Raw genomic sequence first — 20260 nt, forward strand, 5'->3', positions numbered from 1 at the left:
TATGTCGCAGGTGCTCACCGGCGCGGCCGCGCCGGCTACGCCCAGGGCGGGCAGCCGGGCGATAAAGAAATTCATCGCCAATAAAAGCGCCGTGATCGGGGCGGCCATCGTGCTGATCTTTGTCATCATCGCCCTGCTGGCGCCGTGGCTGGCGCCCTTCGACCCGATCAAGGCCAACTTTCTGGCGGTGCGCAAACCGCCGTCGGCGCTCTACTGGCTCGGCACCGACGAACTGGGCCGCGATATTCTGTCCCGCCTTATCTGGGGCGCCCGCACTTCGCTGACGGCCGGCTGTATTTCAGTGATTATCGCCATATTTATCGGCGTGCCGCTGGGGCTGGTCGCCGGCTATTGGCAGGGAATATGGGATGGGATTATCTCGCGCGTTATCGAGGCGTTGCTGTCCTGTCCGTTTTTGATCCTGGCCATCGCGCTGGGGGCGTTTCTCGGCCCGAGCCTTATCAATGCGATGATCGCCATCGGCCTGTCGGTGATGCCGATTTTCGCCCGCCTGACGCGCGGGCAGGTGATGAGCATCCGCAACGAGGAGTATATCGAGGGCGCCCGGGCCATCGGCTTGCCCGACCGCTGGATCGTACTGCGTTATGTGCTGCCCAACGTGTTGTCGCCGATTATGGTGCAGGCGACGCTGGCCATCGCCTCGGCCATCATTACCGAAGCCAGCCTGTCGTTTTTGGGACTGGGGCAACAGCCGCCCTCTCCCTCCTGGGGCGCCATGCTCAATACCGCGAAAAATTACCTTGAACAAGCGCCATGGATGTCGATTTTTCCCGGACTGGCGATCTTTTTTACCGTCCAGGGTTTCAACCTGCTGGGTGACGGGCTGCGCGATGCGCTGGATCCGCGCGACAATTAACCAACACAGGATTACACGATGACATCACCACTGGATTTCCAGGTAGCCTACCCCTCCCTGCGGCCGCCGATGATGGGTCGCAACGCGGTCTGCGCCTCCCAGCCGCTGGCGGCCCAGGCGGGGTTGCGCATGCTGCTGCTGGGCGGCAACGCCGTGGACGCCGCCGTCGCCACCGCCATGGCCCTGACGGTGGTGGAACCCACCGGCTGCGGCATCGGCAGCGATGCGTTCGCCATCGTCTGGGACGGCAAACAACTGCATGGCTTAAACGCCTCCGGCCGTTCTCCCGCCGCCTGGAAATATGAAGATTACGCCCATCTGCCGGCCGTGCCGGAACTGGGCTGGGACGCGGTCACCCTACCCGGCGCGGTGTCCGGCTGGGTGGAACTCGCCCGCCGCTTCGGCTCCCTGCCGCTGACGACGCTGGCGCAGCCGGCGATTGATTATGCCCGCGACGGTTTTCCGGTATCGCCCCTGATCGGCGCATTATGGCAGCGCGGCGTCGAGCGCCTTGGCGATCAGCCGGGATTTATGGCGTGCTTTGCGCCCGGCGGACGCGCGCCGGCCATCGGCGAGCTATTCCGCAACCCGGCCCAGGCCAGGACATTGGAACTGATCGCGCAAACCGAGGGCGAGGCGTTTTATCGCGGCGAATTGGCGGCGAAAATTGCCGCTTTCGCCCGGCAGCATAACGCCGGCCTAACGCTTGAGGATCTGAACAATCACCGGCCGGAATGGGTCGAACCGCTGTCCCGTCCTTTTGCCGGCGGATCGGTGCATGAACTCCCGCCCAACGGCCAGGGCATCGCCACCCTGATAGCCCTGGGCATCCTGGAGCACTGCGGGATCGGCCGTTATCATCCCGACTCGGCGGCGGCGCTGCATCTGTCCATCGAGGCGATGAAGCTGGCGCTGGCCGACCTGGAACGTTATGTGGCCGATAGCGATCATATGGAATTCGAGGCCAGGCATTTATTAAGCGATGCATACCTGCAACAGCGCGCCGCGTTAATCGATCCCGAGCGGGCGGGGGATTTTGTCTTCGGCGCGCCGCGGCAAAACGGCACGGTCTATCTGTCCGCCGCCGATGCCGGCGGCATGATGGTATCCTTTATCCAGTCTAATTATATGGGGTTCGGGTCCGGCGTGGTGGTGCCGGACACCGGCATCAGCCTGCAAAACCGCGGCGCCAGTTTTGTGCTGGAGCCGGGACATCCCAACTGCCTCGCCGGCAACAAGCGCACCTTCCACACCATTATCCCGGCGTTTGCCCTGGACGGCGCCGGACAGCCGCTGATGTCGTTCGGCGTCATGGGGGGATCCATGCAGGCGCAGGGCCATGTCCAGATGGCGCTGCGCATCATGCAGCACCGGCAAAACCCGCAGGCGGCCATTGACGCGCCGCGCTGGCGGGTGGTGCAAGGACGCGAGGTGATGGTGGAACCGGCGCTTGACCGCAATGTTCTCGCCGCCCTGCGCGCCATGGGACACCAGATAAGCGTCGAGGACCCGATGCAGATCCACAGCTTCGGCGGCGCCCAGGCCATTATGCGCGACGCGCAGGGCGTGTATATCGCCGCCACTGAAAGCCGCAAGGACGGGCAGGCGCTGGTATATTAACCCACAGCCCGCCCCTCCGGCGGGGATGTCGACATTGCGCAGCCGTTGCGGCGCCGGCCCGCATTCAGCGACCGACGTTCTTTTGCATGTCGGCCGGATAACGCTCGCCCTGTACGTTGATATTGGCCACGGCGCTTTCGATGGCGCGCAAATCATCGGGGGTGAGAATCACCTCGACGGCGCCCAGGTTTTCCTCCAGGCGGTGCAGTTTTGTGGTGCCCGGGATGGGCACAATCCAGGGTTTGCGCGCCAGCAGCCAGGCGATGGCTATCTGCGCGCGCGTGGCCTGCTTGCCCGCCGCCAGCTCGCCGAGCACGTCCACCAGCGCCTGGTTGGCAGCACGCGCCTCGGGTGTAAAGCGTGGCACGATATTACGGAAGTCGTTGCTGTCGAAGGCGGTATCCTTGCTTATGGCGCCGGTGAGAAACCCCTTGCCGAGCGGGCTGAAGGGCACAAAACCGATGCCGAGCTCCTCAAGCGTCGGTAAAATCTCCTGCTCCGGCTCCCGCCACCATAAGGAGTACTCGCTTTGCAGGGCGGTAACCGGCTGGACCGCGTGCGCCCGGCGGATAGTCTGCGCGCCCGCCTCGGACAGGCCGAAATGCTTCACCTTGCCTTCCTGGATCAACTGTTTCACCGTGCCGGCGACATCCTCGATGGGGACGTCCGGATCGACGCGATGTTGGTAAAGCAGGTCAATCACCTCGGTCCGCAGGCGCTTTAGCGACGCCTCGACCACCTGCCGGATATGCTCCGGCCGGCTGTTGAGGTGCTGTTTGCCGTCCGGACTCGGCAGGTCGAAACCGAATTTGGTGGCAATCACCACCCGATGGCGAAACGGCGCCAGCGCTTCCCCCACCACGTCTTCATTGGTAAAGGGACCGTACACTTCCGCGGTATCGAAAAAGGTCACGCCGCGCTCAACCGCGGCGCGGATAAGCGCGATGGCCTCAGGCCGGTCTTTCGCCGGGCCATAGCCATGGCTCAGGCCCATGCAGCCCAGGCCCAGCGCCGAGACTTCCAGATTGCTGTTGCCGAGTTTTCTCTTTTGCATTTTTTACTCCTTAAAGTTCCTGGCTGGTCGGACGGAACAGGATTTCGTTAAGATCCCCGTCTGGCGGATGGCAAACGCCACGACGCTGGCGAACGAGACCGTGGGGATGGCGTGCTGTTCATGAAAAGCCCTGGTATAGGTTATTTTCAATACCTTAAGGCGGGGCGGCTTTGCGCCGGGTGATCTTCAATCGCCCGTTAACGTTAGCAGAAGGACGGTGGCGGGGTTAGCGGCGCGAAGGAAATGAGCTTATGAAATGGATTCATAAATGTTGTTGCAATCTCCCGGACTGAGGTCTGAACGCAGCCAGGCATATATGTATAGAATAAGGGCAATGCAAATGATGCGCACAACGCAGGCGGCGTAATGTTACGAGAAAACTTCAATGACCTCATTTCTTTCCTGGTGGTGGCAAAGGAACGCAGCTTCACAAAAGCGGCGGCGAAACTGGGGGTTTCCCAGTCGGCGCTAAGCCACGCCATGCGCAGCCTGGAAGAACGCCTGGGGCTCAGGCTGTTAACGCGCACCACGCGCAGCGTGGCGCCGACCGAAGCGGGCGAACGCTTGCTCCATTCGCTGGGTCCGCGCTTCGCCGACATCGAGAGCGAGCTGGATGCCCTGGGTGAAATGCGTGACCAGCCGGCGGGCAATATCAGGATAAGCGCCGGGGAACATGCGATGGATTATGTCCTGTGGCCGGTCCTGAAACGCTTCCTGGCGGGGTATCCGGATATCAATGTGGAAATTACCGTGGATAACAGCCTGACGGATATCGTCAGCGGGCGTTATGACGCCGGCATACGCCTGGGTGAACAGGTCGCCAAGGATATGGTCGCCGTGCGTATCGGGCCGATGATGCGAATGGCGGTGGTCGGCGCGGGCGCGTATTTGGACCGGTATGGCATACCGGCGACGCCGCAGGAATTACAGCATCACCGCTGCATTAATATGCGCCTGCCCACACTCGGGGGCAAATATGCCTGGGAATTTGAAAAAGCGGGCCATGAGCTCAAGGTCCGGGTCGACGGCCAGTTAACCTTTAACTGCCTGCGCCAGCGGATTGATGCCGCCATCGCGGGATTCGGTCTGGCATTCGTACCGGATGATACGGTGCAAGAACCCCTGGCGAGCGGACAGCTGATCCGGGTGCTGGAAGACTGGTGCCCCGCGTTCCCGGGATATTACCTGTATTATCCCAGCCGTAAACAGCATACCACCGCCTTTGCCCTGTTTATCGACGCGATACGCTTTCAGCAATAACCGCGCGCGCGCTGCCCCTTGACGGTGCAGCGCGCGACAACCCGTCCGCCGCCAAGCCGGGCCATGACAAGCATTACGCCGGCCTGTTCGCGTAATCCCCTGAAAAACAAAGACACTCATTCTTTTTTGCCGTTGGCGTGGATCTTGCTGCAGGTTAAGTCGCCATATGGCTTCTCAAGCAACGACCCGGGCGCAATGCGCTTTCTCCCATAGATAGGGTGATCATAACTAGCCAGGGGTTATCCGATGGAACTGAAATGGTTGGAAGATTTTCTCAGCGTTTCTCAGTGCTATAGCTTTACGCGGGCGGCTAATGAGAGAAACATTACCCAGTCCGCGCTAAGCCGCCGGATCAAGCAGCTCGAAGAGTGGCTCGGCGTGCCGCTGTTTGATCGCAAGGCCTACCCGATCCGCCTGACGGCCGAGGGGCAGGATTTTCTGCAAACCGCGGCGGAAATGGTGTTTTCCATGACCCGGCTACGCAACGATATCCGCGAGCGTCATATGCATAAGCACGCCATCGTGCATTTCGCCACGCTGAATACGTTGTCGCTGACGTTTTTTCCGTCCTGGATTAACGCCGTCGAACCCTCCCACCAATACGGCTATATCCGTTTATGCGATCAGCAACCTTCCTTCAGCGGCAATATCTCCCTCCTGCTCGACGGTGAAACCGATTTTTTGCTGACCTACGCGCACGACTCCGTGCCGTTGATGAAACAGTTGCAACGTTTTCCTTATCTCGAACTGGGCGAGGAACGGGCCATCGCCGTCTGCGCGCCGGACAGCGGCGGCAAGCCGCTTTATCCCATTGATGAGAGCCGGGCCGCCGACGGCGTCCCGGCGCCTATCCCCTATCTTAGCTATGGCAAACGCTCATTTTTCGCCCATGCGCTGAGCGCGCTGTTCGCCACGCGCCCGCTGCCGCTGAAGACCATTTATGAAAATTCAATCTCCAGCGGCCTGAAGGCCATGACGATTTCCGGCTGCGGCACCGCCTGGTTGCCGTCAAGTTTGATCGATGAAGAACTCGCCGCCGGTACCCTGATCCGCGCGGGCGACCGCAGTTGGGATATCCAGGCCGGCATTCGCCTTTACCGGCTGGAAAAATTCCGCAACATCCAGGCCGAGCGCCTGTGGAACCGGGCCGCCCTGCTGCACCGGACCCACGCGGCAGCCTGAGCCGCGCCCACGCGCCGGGCGGTTTAATCAGCCTGGTGATCCACTGTTTCCCTGCCTTTCAACGGCCGGGGCGGGCGATTATTTCCGTGATAAAAACACTATATATCAAATAAATAATTTCCCCTGACGCCACAAAACCATGCCGCGGCACGCTATGCAATTTTGGAATAGGCCAGTTGAAAGTCTCATTGGATCTTTGCCGCCGATATCCACATCCTGAACGGGTTCCCATTATTTTTCCGGCCCGACACATCAACAACAACCCCATCCACCGGCACGAGGATATTCAGGTGAATAACGCAACAGCGCAGCAGAAAGCATTGGTCTGGAACCTGGTCGATGTAAAGAAAAACCTGTTCACCGCCCTGAGCGATCGTATCTGGGGCATGCCTGAAATCGCCTATACCGAATACCGTTCGGTGGCCGAACATACCGACATGCTCAAGACCCAGGGTTTTCGCGTCACGGAAAATGTCGCCGGCATTCCCACCGCCGTCATGGGGGAAGCCGGCCAGGACGGTCCGATCATCGCCATACTGGGTGAATACGACGCGCTGCCGGGACTGAGCCAGGTCGCCGGCATCGCGCGTCCGGAACCGATTCCCGGCAACGGCCACGGCCATGGCTGCGGTCACAACCTGCTCGGCTCCGCCGCCATGCTCGCCGCTACGGCGATTAAGGACTGGCTGGCGCAAACCGGCGCGCCGGGCCGTGTACGTTACTATGGCTGCCCGGCGGAGGAAGGCGGCGCGGCAAAATCCTTTATGGCCCGCGCCGGCGCGTTTGACGACGTGGATATCGCCATTACCTGGCATCCGTCAGCCTTCAGCGAAGTGGCGCGCGCCGAATCCCTGGCCAATACCCGTATGGACTTTGTTTTCCACGGCCGCGCCTCCCATGCCGCCGCGTCGCCGCATCTGGGCCGCAGCGCGCTGGACGCGGTCGAACTGATGAACGTCGGCGTCAACTACCTGCGTGAACATGTGCCCTCTGATTCGCGCATTCACTACGCCATGCTCGACGCCGGCGGCATCGCGCCGAACGTGGTGCAGGCGCGCGCGGCGGTACGTTACGCTATCCGCTCCCGTGACGTCCATGCCATGTTCGCCCTTAATGAACGGGTGAAAAAAGTGGCGGCGGGCGCGGCGATGATGACCGAGACCACGGTGGATATCAGCATCATGAGCGCCGTCGCCAACCTGCTGGGCAACGAACCGCTGGAAGAAGCCATGCAGCACAATTTCGACCTGCTGGGTCCGCCCGCCTTCGACGATGCCGACAAAGCCTTTGCCGCCGACATCCAGGCCACCCTGTCCCCGGAGGATATACAGAGCGCCTATCGCCGCATCGGCATGAAAACACCGCCCCAGGCCGCCGCGCTGTGCGAATTTATCGTGCCCCTGGACGCGGCCGGCGAACTGATGCTCGGCTCCACCGACGTTGGCGACATCAGTTGGGTGCTGCCGACCGTACAGGCCCACGTCCCCACCTACGCCATCGGCACGCCGGGCCATTCTTGGCAACTGACCGCGCAGGGCATGATGCCCGCCGCGCATAAGGGGCTGGCCTACGCCGCCAAGGTGATGGCCGCCACCGCCATCGATACCCTGACCGATAAGGTCCTGCTGGCGCAGGCGAAAACCGCGCACTACGAACTCACCGCGCAAACGCCTTATGTCTGCCCTATTCCCGCCGACGTGCAACCGCCGCTGCAACCGCGCCCGGCCGAATGACGGTTTTTGTCTGTCCCGTCGCCGTCATGCCGCGGCGCATTTTCGGCGATTCGCCATTTCTCTTCACAGGAGCGGAATTTATGCGCACTACCCGCAGACGTACCCTGAACACCCTGATCGCGCTGACGCTGGGATACGCCCTGCCGCCCCCGGCGGCGCACGCGCAAACGCCGCCGGATTCACTGGTGATGGCATGGAATATCGATGCCATCAGTACCTTTGACCCGGCGCAGATCGGGGAGGTGGTCACCAATGAAATCATTAAGAACACCTGCGATACGCTGGTCGATTTCGACCCCAAAGATGAAGCCAACGTGATACCCCGCTTGGCGAAAAGCTGGGACATTGCGGCGGACCACAGGCAAATCACCTTCCATCTCAACAGCGGGCTGGCGTTTCCGTCAGGCAATAAAGCGACGGCGCGGGATGTCGCCTGGTCGCTGCAGCGGGTGGTGCTGCTGGGCTTCGGCAATTCAGCCACCCTGACCGAATTCGGCTTTAACAAAGACAACGTTACCCAGCGTATCACGGCACCGGACGACAATACGCTGGTGATGACCTTCGACCGGTCGTATCCGGCCAACCTGGTGCTGCAGGCGATTGCGGCCAATAACGTCTCCACCACTCTTGATCGCGCGCTGGTCGAGCAAAACGCCGTTAACGGCGATATGGGCAATAAATACCTGACCACCCATACCGCCTGCGTCGGTCCCTACCAGCTGATGCGCTGGAACGCCGGTGAAGGCGTCATGCTGCAGGCGAATAAGCCCTATTGGGGCGCCGCCCCCAAACTGCAGCGCATCCTGATCCGCCACGTGGCGGAAACCGGCACCCAGCGTTTGCTGCTGACCCAGGGCGACGTGGATATCGCGCGCGATCTTGCGCCGGACGATCTGCGTGATTTGGACCAGGGCGGCCAGGTGAACATCGATAAGGTGCTCAAGCCGCAGCTGTTTTTCTGGACCTTTAACAATGAGGATCCCATTTTCAAAAATCCCCAGGTGCGCCTGGCGATGCGTTACCTGATTGATTACCAGGGGCTGGCGTCCACCGTGATGCCGTACCTCGGCGTGCCCCGCGCCAGCTTCGCCCAGCTCGGCGCCTACGGCGCGCTGGATAAAGACGCCGGACAGCCGTTCAGGCTCGATCTCGATAAAGCCAGGCAGCTGTTAACCGCAGCCGGTTATCCCAACGGCTTTACCGCCAAACTGATTATCGGCACCCTGCCGCACTCCGCCCCCATCGCGCAAAGCACCCAGGAAAACGCCTCGAAAATCGGCGTGAAACTCACGATTGAAAGCATGGCCAATGCCCAATTGTTCAGCCGCGTGCGCGGACGTGAGTTCCAGAGCGCCATGATGGCGTGGCAGACCTCGGTACCGGACGCCTATGGCAACGCCTCGCGCCTGGTTTTCAATCCGGACAACGGCAAGGAGGCCAAAAATACGCAATATCCCAGCTGGCGCGCGGCCTATTTTGACCCGGCGATGAACCAGCAGGTCACCGACGCCCTGCTGGAGCCGGACGATCAAAAACGTATCGCGCGCTATCACCAGTTGCAGGAAGAGCAGATGCAGCAGGGCCCGATGGCGATCATGTTCCAGATGTACAACACCGCCGGGCTGACCAAACAGGTGAAGGACTGGACCTGGAACGGTTTTCGCGTGTATTACGCCATGGCGGCTAAATAACCACGACGATAGGGTCGTTTTCACGCAAGGAGTCACCGATGTCGCTAATCGATCCGGCCGCCACGGCCGAACACCCGGCCGACCCGCTCTGGCTCAGGCTGGGCGGGCACGGCGCGCGGCTGGGCAAGCTGCTGGTTTCCGTGCTTTGCACGCTGTTGGGACTGGCGGCGCTGACTTTCTTTATCGGCCGTCTGCTGCCCATTGATCCGGTGGTGGCGGTGCTGGGCGATAACGCCAGTCAGGAAGCCTACCAAAAAATGTATCGCCTGCTGGGGCTGGATAAACCGCTGTGGCAGCAATTTTTACTGTATCTGCAACACGTCGCCAGGCTGGATTTCGGCAACGCCCTGACCACCGGACGCCCGGTCATCGAGGATATCGGCCGGGTATTTCCCGCCACCCTGGAGCTGGCGAGCCTGGGGGCGATCATCGGCACCTGCCTGGGTATTCCGGCCGGCGTGTTCAGCGCCATGTACCGCAATACCTGGTTTGATCACTGCATCCGTTTTATCGGCCTGCTCGGCCATTCCGCGCCGAATTTCTGGCTGGGGCTGATGGGACTGGTGCTGTTCTACGCCACGCTCGGCTGGATCGGCGGGCCGGGGCGCATCGACTTTATCTATGAATTCGACGTGAAGAGCGTGACCGGGTTCTATCTGGTGGACACCCTGCTTGCCGGCAACTGGGCGGCGCTGGGCAACGTATTCAGTCATCTGATCCTGCCGGCGTCGATCCTCGGCCTCAGCGGCCTGTCCTACATCAGCCGCATGACCCGCAGCTTTATGATTGAACAACTGTCGCAGGAATATGTCATCACCGCCCGCGTCAAGGGGCTGTCATGGGCGCGCAGCGTATGGGTCCATGCGTTTCGCAACGTGGCGGTGCAGGTGGTGACGGTGGTGGCGCTCTCCTACGCCTTTTTGCTCGAAGGCGCGGTGCTGACCGAAACCGTCTTCGCCTGGCCCGGTTTCGGCCGGTATCTGACCAACGCCATGCTGGCCGGCGATATGAACGCGGTGGTCGGCTGTTCACTGTTGATCGGCAGTATCTTCGTGGGGATTAACCTGCTTTGCGATCTGCTTTACCGCATTTTCGACCCGCGCACCCGTCAGGAGCAATCATGACCGATTCGGCTAAACCCCGGCTGACCCGGCAGTCGCGCCGCGCGCTGCGCGCCTGGCTGGACGCCCCCGTCCCCGCGACGCCCTGGCAGGCGCGTATGCAGCAGAGCCTCAATCAATGGCGCCGTTTTTGCCGCAATACCCCGGCGCTGTTCGGCCTGGCGGTGATGATGATCATTACCGTCGCCGCGCTGTTCGCCCCCTGGCTGGCGACCCATAATATCTACGCGCAAAACCTGCAGCTGCGCCTTGCCGCGCCCGGCGCCGGCTACTGGCTCGGCACTGACGAACTCGGGCGCGATATCTACAGCCGCCTGATCTACGGCGCGCGCATTACGCTGTACATCACCTTCCTGTCGGCGCTGATCGTCGGACCGATAGGCCTGCTGGTCGGCACCATCGCCGGCACCCTCGGCGGCTGGGCCGATACCCTCTTGATGCGCATCGTGGATATCTTCCTGGCCTTCCCGAGCCTTATCCTGGCGCTGGGGTTTGTCGCCGCGCTCGGACCCGGCATCGAAAACGCCATCATCGCCATTTCGCTCTCCGCCTGGCCGCCCATCGCCCGGCTGGCGCGCGCGGAAGCGCTGTCGATCCGCAAAATGGATTACGTCGCCGCCGTGCGCCTGCAGGGCGCATCTCAGATGCGCATTATCCTGCGCCATATCATCCCCATGTGCCTGCCGTCGGTAGTGGTACGCCTGACGCTGAACATGGCGGGGATTATCCTCACTGCCGCCAGCCTTGGTTTTCTGGGGCTAGGCGCGCAGGCGCCCAGTCCCGAGTGGGGGGCGATGCTGTCTTCGGGGCGACAGTTCATGATGACCAACTGGACGATTGCCGCCATTCCCGGCCTGTCGATTCTTCTCACCAGCCTGGCCTTTAACCTCTTCGGCGACGGCCTGCGCGACGTTCTGGATCTGCGCCATGACTGATACCCTGCTGGAAGTGCGCCACCTCAACGTGGTGTTTAAAGACCCTCATCGGGAACACCACGCCGTACGCGATATTTCGTTCGCCATCGGCCGCGAAAAAGTGGCCCTGGTCGGTGAATCCGGCTCCGGTAAATCGCTGACCGGGCGCGCACTGCTGAAACTCACGCCGCGGGGCGCCCGCGTCAGCGCCGAAAAAATGCGGCTGGGCGATATCGACCTCCTGCTTACCGGCGAGCGTGGGATGCGCAAAATCCGCGGTAAACGCATTGCGATGATAATGCAGGATCCTAAATTTTCACTTAATCCGCTGATGCGCGTCGGGCAGCAGATCAACGAGGCCTACCGTACCCACTTTAACGTCGGCGAACACGAGGCGCGGGCCAAGACGCTGCTGATGCTGGACGCGGTGAACATCCGCGATCCGCAGCGGGTTTTCAGGCTTTATCCGCATGAGATTTCCGGCGGCATGGGCCAGCGCATCATGATTGCCATGATGCTGATACCCGAACCGGATCTGATCATCGCCGACGAGCCGACATCGGCGCTGGACGTCACCGTGCGCCAGCAGGTGCTGGGGGTGCTTGACGCCCTGCTGGAGCGGCGTAAAACCGGCCTGTTGTTTATTACCCACGACCTGGGCCTGGTGGAAAAGTTCTGTGACCGGGCGCTGGTCATGTACGGCGGGCGCATTCTGGAGGAAATCGCCGCCGATCAATTGCATAACGCCCGGCACCCCTATACCCGGGCGCTGCTTGCTAGCCAGCCCGATCTGCGCCATCCGGTGGATATGCTGGCGATCCCGGCGCGCGATCCGGCATGGCTGACCGGCCCGGTGTATCGCTATGGAGAACAATGCTGATGACCTGCGCGATAAACGACCCTTCCCGCCCGGCGCCGGCCCAGGCGCAGGACTATACCCCGCCGCCTGCCGCCGAGCGGATGATCGAAACCGTCGATTTAGGCATCGCCTTCGGCAAGGGGCGCCTGCGCAAGCAGGTGGTGGACGGCGTTTCCTTCAGCATCGCGCGCGGCGAAAGCTACGGCCTGATCGGTGAATCCGGCTGCGGCAAATCCACCCTGTTGCGCGCACTGACCGGCCAGAACGCCCATTATACCGGCGCCATCCTCTACCAGAACCGCGAGCAGCATCCGGTGCGCGACAAGGCGTTTTACCGCCGGATCCAGATGGTATTCCAGGATCCCTACGCGTCTTTGCACCCACGCAAGATGGTGTATCACACCCTGCTGGAGCCGCTGGTGATTCACGGCATGGATCGGCGCGAGGCGCGTATCTCCGACGTGCTCCATGCCCTGGGCCTCGGCGACGCCTTTCGCTATCGCTATCCGCACCAGCTCTCAGGCGGCCAGCGGCAGCGCGTGGCGCTGGCCCGGGCGCTGATTATCGAGCCGCAGGTGTTATTGCTGGACGAGCCGACATCGGCGCTGGATGTGTCGGTGCAGGCGGAAATCCTCAACCTGCTGAAAACCCTGCGCCGCGAGCGCAACCTGACCTATTTGATGGTCACGCATAATCTGGCGGTGGTGGCCCATTTATGCGATCGGGTGGCCATCATGCACCAGGGCAAACTGATCGAGGAGATGACCGCCGACGATATCCGGGGCGCCAAGGCGACCGAGCCCTACACCCGGCAGTTTCTCGCCGCCAGCAGCCTTTAGCGCCCAGGAGCCGGTTATTATGACGACGACTCACGCAAATCAGGCCAGGGACGCCCTGCTGCTGCGCTGCGACAGCCTGGACAGCGACGCGCTGCTGATCCTGCGCGGCGGCGTTAGCCTGCTGGAATATGGCGACATGCGGCGGCGCTTTCTTTGCCATTCCATGCGCAAAAGCTTTCTCAGCGCGCTTATCGGCATCCAGGTAGCGCGCGGCGGCTTCGACGTATCGCTGACGCTGGCCGCCCTCGATATCGACGATATCAATGCCCTGAGCGACGTTGAGCGCAGCGCCACGCTTTATGACCTGCTGACGGCGCGATCGGGTATCTACCACCCGGCCAACTATGAAACACCGTGGATGACGCGGATCAAACCCCCGCGCCACAGCCAGCCGCCGGGCTGCCGGTGGAGTTATAACAATTGGGATTTCAACGCCCTGGGCAGCGCTTACCGACAGCTGGCCGGCATGGATATCCACCGGGCGTTTTTCGAGCAGATAGCCCAACCGATCGGTATGGCCGACTTCAGGCCGCAGGACGGCTGGATGGAACCGGGAGCGTATTCGCGACACGCGGCCTATCCGTTTCGCCTGTCGACCCGCGATCTGGCCCGTTTCGGCCAATTGTTTCTGCAACAGGGCCACTGGCGGGGCAAACAGATTATCCCGGCGCAATGGGTGCGCCAGAGCCTGCTGCCCTATTCCCACGCCGGCGATCGCGGTGCCTACGGCTATATGTGGTGGCTGGCCCGTGACGGCGTGGCATTGCCCGGATGCCTACTCCCAAGCGGCAGCTATTTCGCCTACGGCGCGGGGGGACATTACTGCCTGATACTGCCCGCCCTGGACGCCGTAGTGGTCCACCGTGTGAATACCGACATCGCGGGGCGCGAGGTCAACCGTTTCCAATTCGGCCAGTTAATCAATGCGGTGCTGGTGTTCCTGGCCGCACTTTCGGGAGAACAAACATGAACGTGATTGAAGCCATTGCCGCCTGGAGCCGCGCCCAGACCGGGTTCAGCGACACGGCGCGGGAGCGGGCGCGCCTGGCGATTGTCGACACGCTGGCCTGTCTTTATGCCGGGCGGCGCGATTTTTCCGCGCTCGCCGTGCGGGCGGCGGGCGAGATGTACCTGCGCCACGGCGGCCGGGCGCGCGTGATCGGCGGCGGCCGCGCCCCGGCGGCGATTGCCGCGTTTATCAACGGCACGTCGGCACACGCCATCGACTATGACGACAACTTCGGGCCGGGCATGAGTCACGCCTCGGCGGTACTGGTGCCGGCGCTGCTGGCGGTGGCGGATGAACTCGACGCCGGCGGCGGGCAACTGATCGACGCCTATCTGATCGGCCTGCAGGCGCAGGCGTTTATCGGCGCGGGAGTGGGGCCTGCGCACTACACCGCCGGCTGGCACGGCACGTCGACGGTCGGCTGCATCGGCACGGCGGCGGGCGTCGCCTGGCTGATGGGCCTGGACCAGGACGGCATTGCCCGCGCCTTAAGCAACGCCGTCAGTTTTGCGTCGGGCATCAAAGGCCAGTTCGGCACGCCCATCAAACCGCTGCATGCGGGCTGGGCGGCCCGCAACGCGGTGGACGCGGCCGTATTGGCGCAACAGGGCATGCGCGGCAGAATCGATATCCTCGAGGCGCCGCAGGGATTTGGTGAAATGTTCGGCGGCGCCGCGCCCGCCGGCTGGGACATCCCGGCCATCCTCGGCACCCGGCTGCACAGTATTGACGGCGTGGGGGTAATGCCCAAGCGCCATCCCTGCTGCGGCTCGACGCATATGATTGTCGATACGCTGTCCGACCTGCGGGAGGCCCATGATTTTACCGACGCCGACGTGGTCTCGGTAGAAACGCTGGTCGGCATCGCCAACCGGCGCAACCTGGCCTATACCGTACCGGAAAATGAGATGCAGGCGCGTTTCTCAATGCACTATTGCGTCGATACCTGGCTGCGCCACGGCGCGCTGAGCGTACAGGATTTTACCCCCGCACGGGTAGCGCGGCAAAGCGATCCGGCGCGCCTGGCCCGCGTCAGCATGCGCGCCTACAGCGCGCAGCAAGAGGCCGCTGTCCCGGCCGGCGACAAGCTGCCGCACCGCGTTACCCTCACCCTGCGCGACGGACGCCGCCTGGAAGCTGAGCGCCGCCTGGCGAAAGGCAGCAACGCGGAACCTTTTAGCGAAGGCGAGCGCAGGCAAAAATTTATCGACTGCTGCACGGACCTGGATCACGCGGCCGCCCTGTTCGACGGGCTGAAAAACCTGGGGAACGCCAGGGATCTCGGCGCGCTGGAGGCGCTGATGATGGGATAACGATGCGGCGCCATGCGCCCTATGACAGCGCGGTTTTCCGCGGACCCGATAGCCGCTTAGCCCGCATCAACCCAAACGCTGACGCCGGCGGCGCGGCATCTGAAGATACCGGCGCCGGTCTCATCCAGCGTCACCGTCGCCTCATGCTGCCCGAGGTAATCCCGCAGGCGCCCATGGGCAAAATCAGCGCCAAGCCGCAGGCGTTTTTCGCCCTCGCCGCTGTTGGACATGATCACCACGCAGCCCGGCCGCTCGCCGGTGCCGTGGCGGTGAAAGGCCACGCAGTGCGCATCGTCGAAATAGTCGGTCTGCCGGCCGTGCGCGTACAACTGCCGCGCGCGGATTAACGCCTCCAGCCCCGGGATCGCCGGCAGCTCGATGGCGCGGACATTGCCCTCCTGGTCTTTATCCTCATAGGACGCGCCGAACAGATCGGGATAAAACACCGTCGGCACGCCCTGCTCGCGCAGCAGTATCAGCGCATAGGCCAGCGGTTTGAACCAGGGCGCCACCGGCGCCTCCAGCGCTTGCAGCGGCTGGGTATCGTGATTGTCCACCAGGGTGACGGCATGGGCCGGGTCGGCGGCCACCAGGGTATCGCTGAACACCTGCCGCAAATCAAATTCCGCGCCCTGCGTCGAGGCATGATGGAAGTTCATTTGCAGCGGCGCGTCGAACAGCATGGTTTTCCCCGCCACCTGCTCCAGATACTGCAGCAAGATCGCCGTTTTATGCGACCAGTACTCGGCGATAACCAGCATTGGCTGCGCGGCATCGGCCTGGATTTGGTCGATCCAGTCGCGGTAAAACCAGGCGGGGATATGTTTGACCGCATCCAGGCGAAAACCGTCGCAATGGGTTTCATTCATCACCCACCGGCCCCAGTGGGCCAGTTCGGCCGTGACGGCCGGATTGCGGAATTCGATATTGGCGCCCATCAGATAATCGTAATTACCCAGTTCGTCGTCCACCTCTTCGTTCCAGCCGTCGCGGGTATAGTCATTGACGATTTTGAAAATGCCTTTTTCCGCGGGATCCTCTATCAGGTCGATGCCGCTAAAGCACTTATGATCCCAAACGAACTGAGAATATTGGCCCTGCCGGGCGGGAAAGGTGAAACGGGTCCAGGCGGTGGCATCTATCGCCTGGTCTTCTATTTCTTCCCGGTCCTCGATTTCCACGCGATTGACCTGAATGCGTTCCTGCTCGTCGGCGCCCATTTTATGGTTCAGCACCACGTCAAGCAATACGCCGATATGATGGGATTTCAGCGCCGCGATGGCCGCCAGCAGCGCCGCTTTGTCGCCATATTTGGTGGCCCGCCCGCCCTTTTGATCGAACTCGCCCAGATCAAACAAATCATAGGTATCGTAACCGACGGACTGCGCGCCGGTATCCGCTTTATAGGCCGGGGGCAGCCATACCAGGCTGATGCCGATGTCCGCCAGCCAGCCCGCCCGTTCGGCGGCTTCATGCCACAGGGTACCGCCGGCGGGATAATACCAATGAAAAAACTGCATCAGCGTCGGGTTGTGCATCCGGGACTCCATCATTAACAGGATAAAGACAGTATGGAAGAAACCCGGGCGACCACCGCACTTATTTTTCCGCCCGCCCGCTACAGGGTATCGGCGGCCCCTTCCTGCATCCTTTCCTCGTTATGCAGCCGCTGGCGCCGGCGCAGATTGGGGAACCAGGCCATCCACAGTCCCACCACCACCAGGGTGCCGATACCGCCCAGGGCCGCGGCCGGCACCGCGCCCAGCCATGCCGCCAACAGGCCGGACTCGAATTCGCCCAGTTGGTTGGAGGTATTGATAAATATCGAATTGACCGCGCTGACCCGGCCGCGCATGGCGTCGGGGGTATCCAGCTGGACCAGCGCGCCGCGAATCACCATGCTCACCATATCGAAGCCGCCGAGGGCGAACAAGGCCAGCAGCGACAGCCAGAGCGCGGTGGACAGCGCAAACACCAGGGTCGCGATACCGAACCCGGCCACCGACAGGAACATGATCATGCCCACGTTCCGCTCAAGCGCCCGGCGGCTCAGCCAGAAACCGACCAGCAGCGCGCCCAGCGCCGGCGCGCCGCGCAGCAGCCCCAGGCCCCAGGGGCCGGTATGCAGGATATCCTTGGCGAAAATCGGCAGCAGCGCGGTGGCGCCGCCCAGCAGCACGGCGAACAGGTCCAGCGAGATCACCCCCAGCACATCGGGGCGGGCTCGGATAAAGCGCACCCCGGCGAAAAGGGTGGCGAAACTGGCCGGTACGCGTTTGGGCGGCGCCTGCTCGTAGCGCAGGCGGGCGACCATCCAGATCGACACCAGGTACAGCGCGCCGATGGCGATATACACCGTACCGGCCCCGGCGACATAAAGAAAACCGCCCAGCGCCGGACCCACCATCATCGCGGCCTCGCCGGAGGCGGCATTGGCGGCCATGGCGCGCGCCAGCATCGACGGCGGCACCAGCGCCGGCAGCATCGACTGCAGCGCCGGCGCCTCCATGGTTTTGGCCACGGCGATAAAAAACACCAGGCCCAGGATAGCCAGCTCATTGGCATAATGCATCAGGGTCAGCGCCGCCAGCGCGGCAATGGCCAGCCATTCGGTTATCTGGCCGAATAATACGATGCGCCGGCGATCGAACTGGTCGGCAGCATGGCCGGCGGGCAGCGCCAGCAGCACCGACGGCAGGAACTGCGCCAGGCCAATCAGGCCGAGGTCAAACGCACGTCCGGTCATGGTATAGATTTGCCAGCTCACCACGATGGACAGCATCTGGAAACCGAAGGCGGAGCCGGTGCGGGCCAGCCAGAATGCGACAAAAGACGGATGCCGCAGCAGCGAGTCCGAGCTGGCGGAAGCGGAAGAATGCATGGCCAATCCTGTTATCCGGTAATGAACAGACTGATCCGGCCGAAGGACATGCCCCCGGCCGGGCCGGTTAATGCGGGGAGTTTAATAAGCGATTGTTTGCTAAAACAGCGTTATAAATTTGCCCGGCGCAATAGCGACGCTACCGAAAGCGGCAACGCCAAACGTGGCGGCGGCGGGAAGACCCGCCGCCACCGCTAACAATATCGCTGGCGGCGGCGAATTAATCAAGCGGTTAGCAACAGCGCCGGTGGCCCGGCCGCCGCCGCGCCGGCGCGGAAAACGGCGGCGTCAGGACCCGCCGCGCGCAAGGGAAGGCGACGCCGCGCGCGGTTCCTGATGGGGGCGATAGACGTTTACCGCCGCCGCCAGGCGTACCGTGCTATGGGACAATTCTTCAGCGGATTGGGCATATTGCTCCACCATGGCCGCGTTTTGCTGCGTGGTCTGGTCCAATTGGCCGATGGACTGGCTTATCAGGGTCAGGGCCATGGTCTGTTCTTGCGAGGAGGTGCTGATCTCGCCGATAAGGCTCGCCACCTGGCCCGCCTGCTGGACGATATTATCCATGGTGTCGCCGGCGTTTTGCACTAGTTTGCTCCCGTCCGTTATCCGCTCCACGCTGGTTTCAATCAGATCCTTGATTTCCCTGGCCGCCATGGACGATCGCTGCGCCAGCAGGCGGACCTCGCCGGCCACCACCGCAAACCCGCGGCCCTGCTCGCCGGCGCGGGCCGCTTCCACCGCGGCGTTAAGCGCCAGGATATTGGTCTGGAACGCAATCCCTTCGATAACGGCGATAATATCCACGATGCGGCGGCTGGAATCGCTGATGGCGCCCATGGTACTGATGACCTCGGTCATCCTTTCCCGGCCCTCTTCGGCGGCGCTGCTGCTCATTGCCGCCAGCGACCGGGTTTCATTAACGCTGTCGGCGCTGTTGCCGACGCTCGCCATCAGCTGCTCGGTGGCGCTGATAATCTGCTGCAGATTATCGCCCGCCTGCTCCGTACGCACTTTCAGCTGGCGGTTCCCCGCGGCGATTTCACCGCTGGCGTTGCTGATATCCTTGATCTGGCCGCTGACATCGTCCGTCAGGGAGCGCAGGTTCAGGCCCATCTGGTTAACGCTGCGCAGCAGGTAGCCGATTTCATCAACCCGGTTGAAATAGACATATTCCCCTCTCTGGCAGGACGACAGTCTTTGCGCCTGCGCCAGGATGACGGCAATGGGTTTTCCCACCTGCCGGTGCAGCCAGCCGGAGGTCACCGCCAATCCGCCCAGGGTGACGGCGCCAAGCGCCGCCGGTCCGAGCGCGAACACGCCGGCGCCCACCGCGGGCAGCGCGGCGGCCATCAACAGCGCAAGGCGCAAACGCCAGCGCAAGGGCATTTTTTGCAGCAGCGACAGCGGCGCGAGCCAACCGGTGCGCACCAACAGTCCCCGGTACAGCGCCAGGCGGCGGCGACCGGCCTTGCCGGAATTCATATCCTGATATAAGGCCGACGCCTGTCTGACCTCCTCGGCGGTCGGGGCGATGCGCACCGAGAGATACCCCGTGGTCTGGCCGTTATGGCCCGTCGGCGTCGCATTGGCGCGTACCCAATAAAAGTCGCCGTTCTTACGGCGGTTTTTGACCAGCGCCGACCAGGAATGCCCCGCCCGCAGCGTATGCCACATATCGGCAAACGCCGCAGGCGGCATATCGGGGTGGCGGACAATATTATGAGGCTGATTAACTAAATCCTGATAGTGGTATCCAGACGCGCTGACAAACGCCGCATTGGCATAAAAAATAGTACCCTGGAGATCGGTTGCGGATTGTAATGTTGTTTCACTGTCAATCTTATACTCACTGAGAGTAACGGGATTGTTAATTCTCATCTGCACCTCATTAATAGGCGGATAAA

General features: G+C 62.3%; 16 protein-coding genes. 12 read left to right on the forward strand and 4 right to left on the reverse strand.

Annotated features, from left to right (window positions below; translation table 11 throughout):
- Nucleotide 1: 1 nt before the first annotated feature.
- Both ACL2XM_RS12590 and ACL2XM_RS12595 read left to right on the forward strand, forming a co-directional pair.
- On the forward strand, nucleotides 2–877 hold the full coding sequence (locus tag ACL2XM_RS12590; protein WP_413733074.1) for an ABC transporter permease: 876 nt from the start codon (nucleotides 2–4) through the stop codon (nucleotides 875–877).
- An 18-nt stretch (nucleotides 878–895) separates the two neighbouring features.
- Nucleotides 896–2497 (forward strand): gamma-glutamyltransferase family protein, encoded by a 1602-nt coding sequence (locus ACL2XM_RS12595; RefSeq protein ID WP_413733075.1) that lies wholly within the window; start codon nucleotides 896–898, stop codon nucleotides 2495–2497.
- Nucleotides 2498–2561: 64 nt separating this feature from the next.
- On the opposite strand, the gene ACL2XM_RS12600 is transcribed toward ACL2XM_RS12595, so the two are convergent.
- On the reverse strand, nucleotides 2562–3551 hold the full coding sequence (locus tag ACL2XM_RS12600) for an aldo/keto reductase (protein WP_413728622.1): 990 nt from the start codon (nucleotides 3549–3551) through the stop codon (nucleotides 2562–2564).
- A gap of 366 nt (nucleotides 3552–3917) precedes the next feature.
- Here ACL2XM_RS12600 and ACL2XM_RS12605 point away from each other — a divergent pair, with 366 nt between their 5' ends.
- From ACL2XM_RS12605 to ACL2XM_RS12650, 10 genes are all read left to right on the forward strand, one after another.
- On the forward strand, nucleotides 3918–4811 hold the full coding sequence (locus ACL2XM_RS12605) for a LysR substrate-binding domain-containing protein (protein WP_413728623.1): 894 nt from the start codon (nucleotides 3918–3920) through the stop codon (nucleotides 4809–4811).
- A gap of 246 nt (nucleotides 4812–5057) precedes the next feature.
- Nucleotides 5058–5993 (forward strand): LysR family transcriptional regulator, encoded by a 936-nt coding sequence (locus ACL2XM_RS12610; RefSeq protein WP_410015623.1) that lies wholly within the window; start codon nucleotides 5058–5060, stop codon nucleotides 5991–5993.
- Between the two features lie 290 nt (nucleotides 5994–6283).
- Nucleotides 6284–7726 carry an amidohydrolase gene (locus ACL2XM_RS12615; protein ID WP_413728625.1) on the forward strand — a complete coding sequence of 481 codons (1443 nt, stop codon included), beginning with the start codon at nucleotides 6284–6286 and terminating at the stop codon, nucleotides 7724–7726.
- An 80-nt stretch (nucleotides 7727–7806) separates the two neighbouring features.
- On the forward strand, nucleotides 7807–9417 hold the full coding sequence (locus ACL2XM_RS12620) for an ABC transporter substrate-binding protein (RefSeq protein WP_410015625.1): 1611 nt from the start codon (nucleotides 7807–7809) through the stop codon (nucleotides 9415–9417).
- Between the two features lie 38 nt (nucleotides 9418–9455).
- Nucleotides 9456–10541: an ABC transporter permease gene (locus ACL2XM_RS12625; RefSeq protein ID WP_410015626.1), complete on the forward strand. Its 1086-nt coding sequence runs from the start codon at nucleotides 9456–9458 to the stop codon at nucleotides 10539–10541.
- The gene (locus ACL2XM_RS12630) at nucleotides 10538–11473 is read left to right on the forward strand and encodes an ABC transporter permease (RefSeq protein WP_410015627.1); all 936 of its coding nucleotides are present in this window, start codon (nucleotides 10538–10540) and stop codon (nucleotides 11471–11473) included. Before ACL2XM_RS12625 ends, ACL2XM_RS12630 begins: the two co-directional genes overlap by 4 nt.
- Nucleotides 11466–12332 carry an ABC transporter ATP-binding protein gene (locus ACL2XM_RS12635; RefSeq protein WP_413733076.1) on the forward strand — a complete coding sequence of 289 codons (867 nt, stop codon included), beginning with the start codon at nucleotides 11466–11468 and terminating at the stop codon, nucleotides 12330–12332. The genes ACL2XM_RS12630 and ACL2XM_RS12635 overlap by 8 nt, the downstream gene beginning before the upstream one ends.
- Nucleotides 12333–12412: 80 nt before the next feature.
- Nucleotides 12413–13150, forward strand: coding sequence for an ABC transporter ATP-binding protein (locus ACL2XM_RS12640; protein ID WP_410016573.1), 738 nt, complete (start codon nucleotides 12413–12415; stop codon nucleotides 13148–13150).
- A gap of 19 nt (nucleotides 13151–13169) precedes the next feature.
- Complete coding sequence (locus ACL2XM_RS12645) at nucleotides 13170–14120, forward strand: serine hydrolase domain-containing protein (protein WP_413733077.1); 951 nt, start codon at nucleotides 13170–13172, stop codon at nucleotides 14118–14120.
- A complete protein-coding gene (locus ACL2XM_RS12650; RefSeq protein ID WP_410015630.1) occupies nucleotides 14117–15472 on the forward strand; it encodes an MmgE/PrpD family protein in 1356 nt (451 codons plus the stop codon). The genes ACL2XM_RS12645 and ACL2XM_RS12650 overlap by 4 nt, the downstream gene beginning before the upstream one ends.
- Before the next feature lie 56 nt (nucleotides 15473–15528).
- Here ACL2XM_RS12650 and amyA read toward each other — a convergent pair whose 3' ends face one another.
- From amyA to ACL2XM_RS12665, 3 genes are all read right to left on the reverse strand, one after another.
- Nucleotides 15529–17010, reverse strand: coding sequence for an alpha-amylase (amyA, locus tag ACL2XM_RS12655; protein WP_410015631.1), 1482 nt, complete (start codon nucleotides 17008–17010; stop codon nucleotides 15529–15531).
- An 80-nt stretch (nucleotides 17011–17090) separates the two neighbouring features.
- The gene (locus tag ACL2XM_RS12660) at nucleotides 17091–18353 is read right to left on the reverse strand and encodes an MFS transporter (RefSeq protein WP_410015632.1); all 1263 of its coding nucleotides are present in this window, start codon (nucleotides 18351–18353) and stop codon (nucleotides 17091–17093) included.
- Nucleotides 18354–18641: 288 nt separating this feature from the next.
- A complete protein-coding gene (locus ACL2XM_RS12665) occupies nucleotides 18642–20234 on the reverse strand; it encodes a methyl-accepting chemotaxis protein (protein WP_413733078.1) in 1593 nt (530 codons plus the stop codon).
- Nucleotides 20235–20260 lie beyond the last annotated feature (26 nt).

Origin of the sequence: Sodalis sp. RH20 (assembly GCF_047324205.1) — a bacterium.
Taxonomy (GTDB): Bacteria; Pseudomonadota; Gammaproteobacteria; order Enterobacterales; family Enterobacteriaceae; genus Acerihabitans.

Bases quoted from the DNA above. Each gene is read 5' to 3' on its own strand.
- ACL2XM_RS12590 (WP_413733074.1), top strand. From the start codon at position 2: ATGTCGCAGGTGCTCACCGGCGCGGCCGCGCCGGCTACGCCCAGGGCG.
- ACL2XM_RS12595 (WP_413733075.1), top strand. From the start codon at position 896: ATGACATCACCACTGGATTTCCAGGTAGCCTACCCCTCCCTGCGGCCG.
- ACL2XM_RS12600 (WP_413728622.1), bottom strand. From the start codon at position 3,551: ATGCAAAAGAGAAAACTCGGCAACAGCAATCTGGAAGTCTCGGCGCTG.
- ACL2XM_RS12605 (WP_413728623.1), top strand. From the start codon at position 3,918: ATGTTACGAGAAAACTTCAATGACCTCATTTCTTTCCTGGTGGTGGCA.
- ACL2XM_RS12610 (WP_410015623.1), top strand. From the start codon at position 5,058: ATGGAACTGAAATGGTTGGAAGATTTTCTCAGCGTTTCTCAGTGCTAT.
- ACL2XM_RS12620 (WP_410015625.1), top strand. From the start codon at position 7,807: ATGCGCACTACCCGCAGACGTACCCTGAACACCCTGATCGCGCTGACG.
- ACL2XM_RS12625 (WP_410015626.1), top strand. From the start codon at position 9,456: ATGTCGCTAATCGATCCGGCCGCCACGGCCGAACACCCGGCCGACCCG.
- ACL2XM_RS12630 (WP_410015627.1), top strand. From the start codon at position 10,538: ATGACCGATTCGGCTAAACCCCGGCTGACCCGGCAGTCGCGCCGCGCG.
- ACL2XM_RS12635 (WP_413733076.1), top strand. From the start codon at position 11,466: ATGACTGATACCCTGCTGGAAGTGCGCCACCTCAACGTGGTGTTTAAA.
- ACL2XM_RS12640 (WP_410016573.1), top strand. From the start codon at position 12,413: ATGATCGAAACCGTCGATTTAGGCATCGCCTTCGGCAAGGGGCGCCTG.
- ACL2XM_RS12645 (WP_413733077.1), top strand. From the start codon at position 13,170: ATGACGACGACTCACGCAAATCAGGCCAGGGACGCCCTGCTGCTGCGC.
- ACL2XM_RS12650 (WP_410015630.1), top strand. From the start codon at position 14,117: ATGAACGTGATTGAAGCCATTGCCGCCTGGAGCCGCGCCCAGACCGGG.
- amyA (WP_410015631.1), bottom strand. From the start codon at position 17,010: ATGCACAACCCGACGCTGATGCAGTTTTTTCATTGGTATTATCCCGCC.
- ACL2XM_RS12660 (WP_410015632.1), bottom strand. From the start codon at position 18,353: ATGCATTCTTCCGCTTCCGCCAGCTCGGACTCGCTGCTGCGGCATCCG.
- ACL2XM_RS12665 (WP_413733078.1), bottom strand. From the start codon at position 20,234: ATGAGAATTAACAATCCCGTTACTCTCAGTGAGTATAAGATTGACAGT.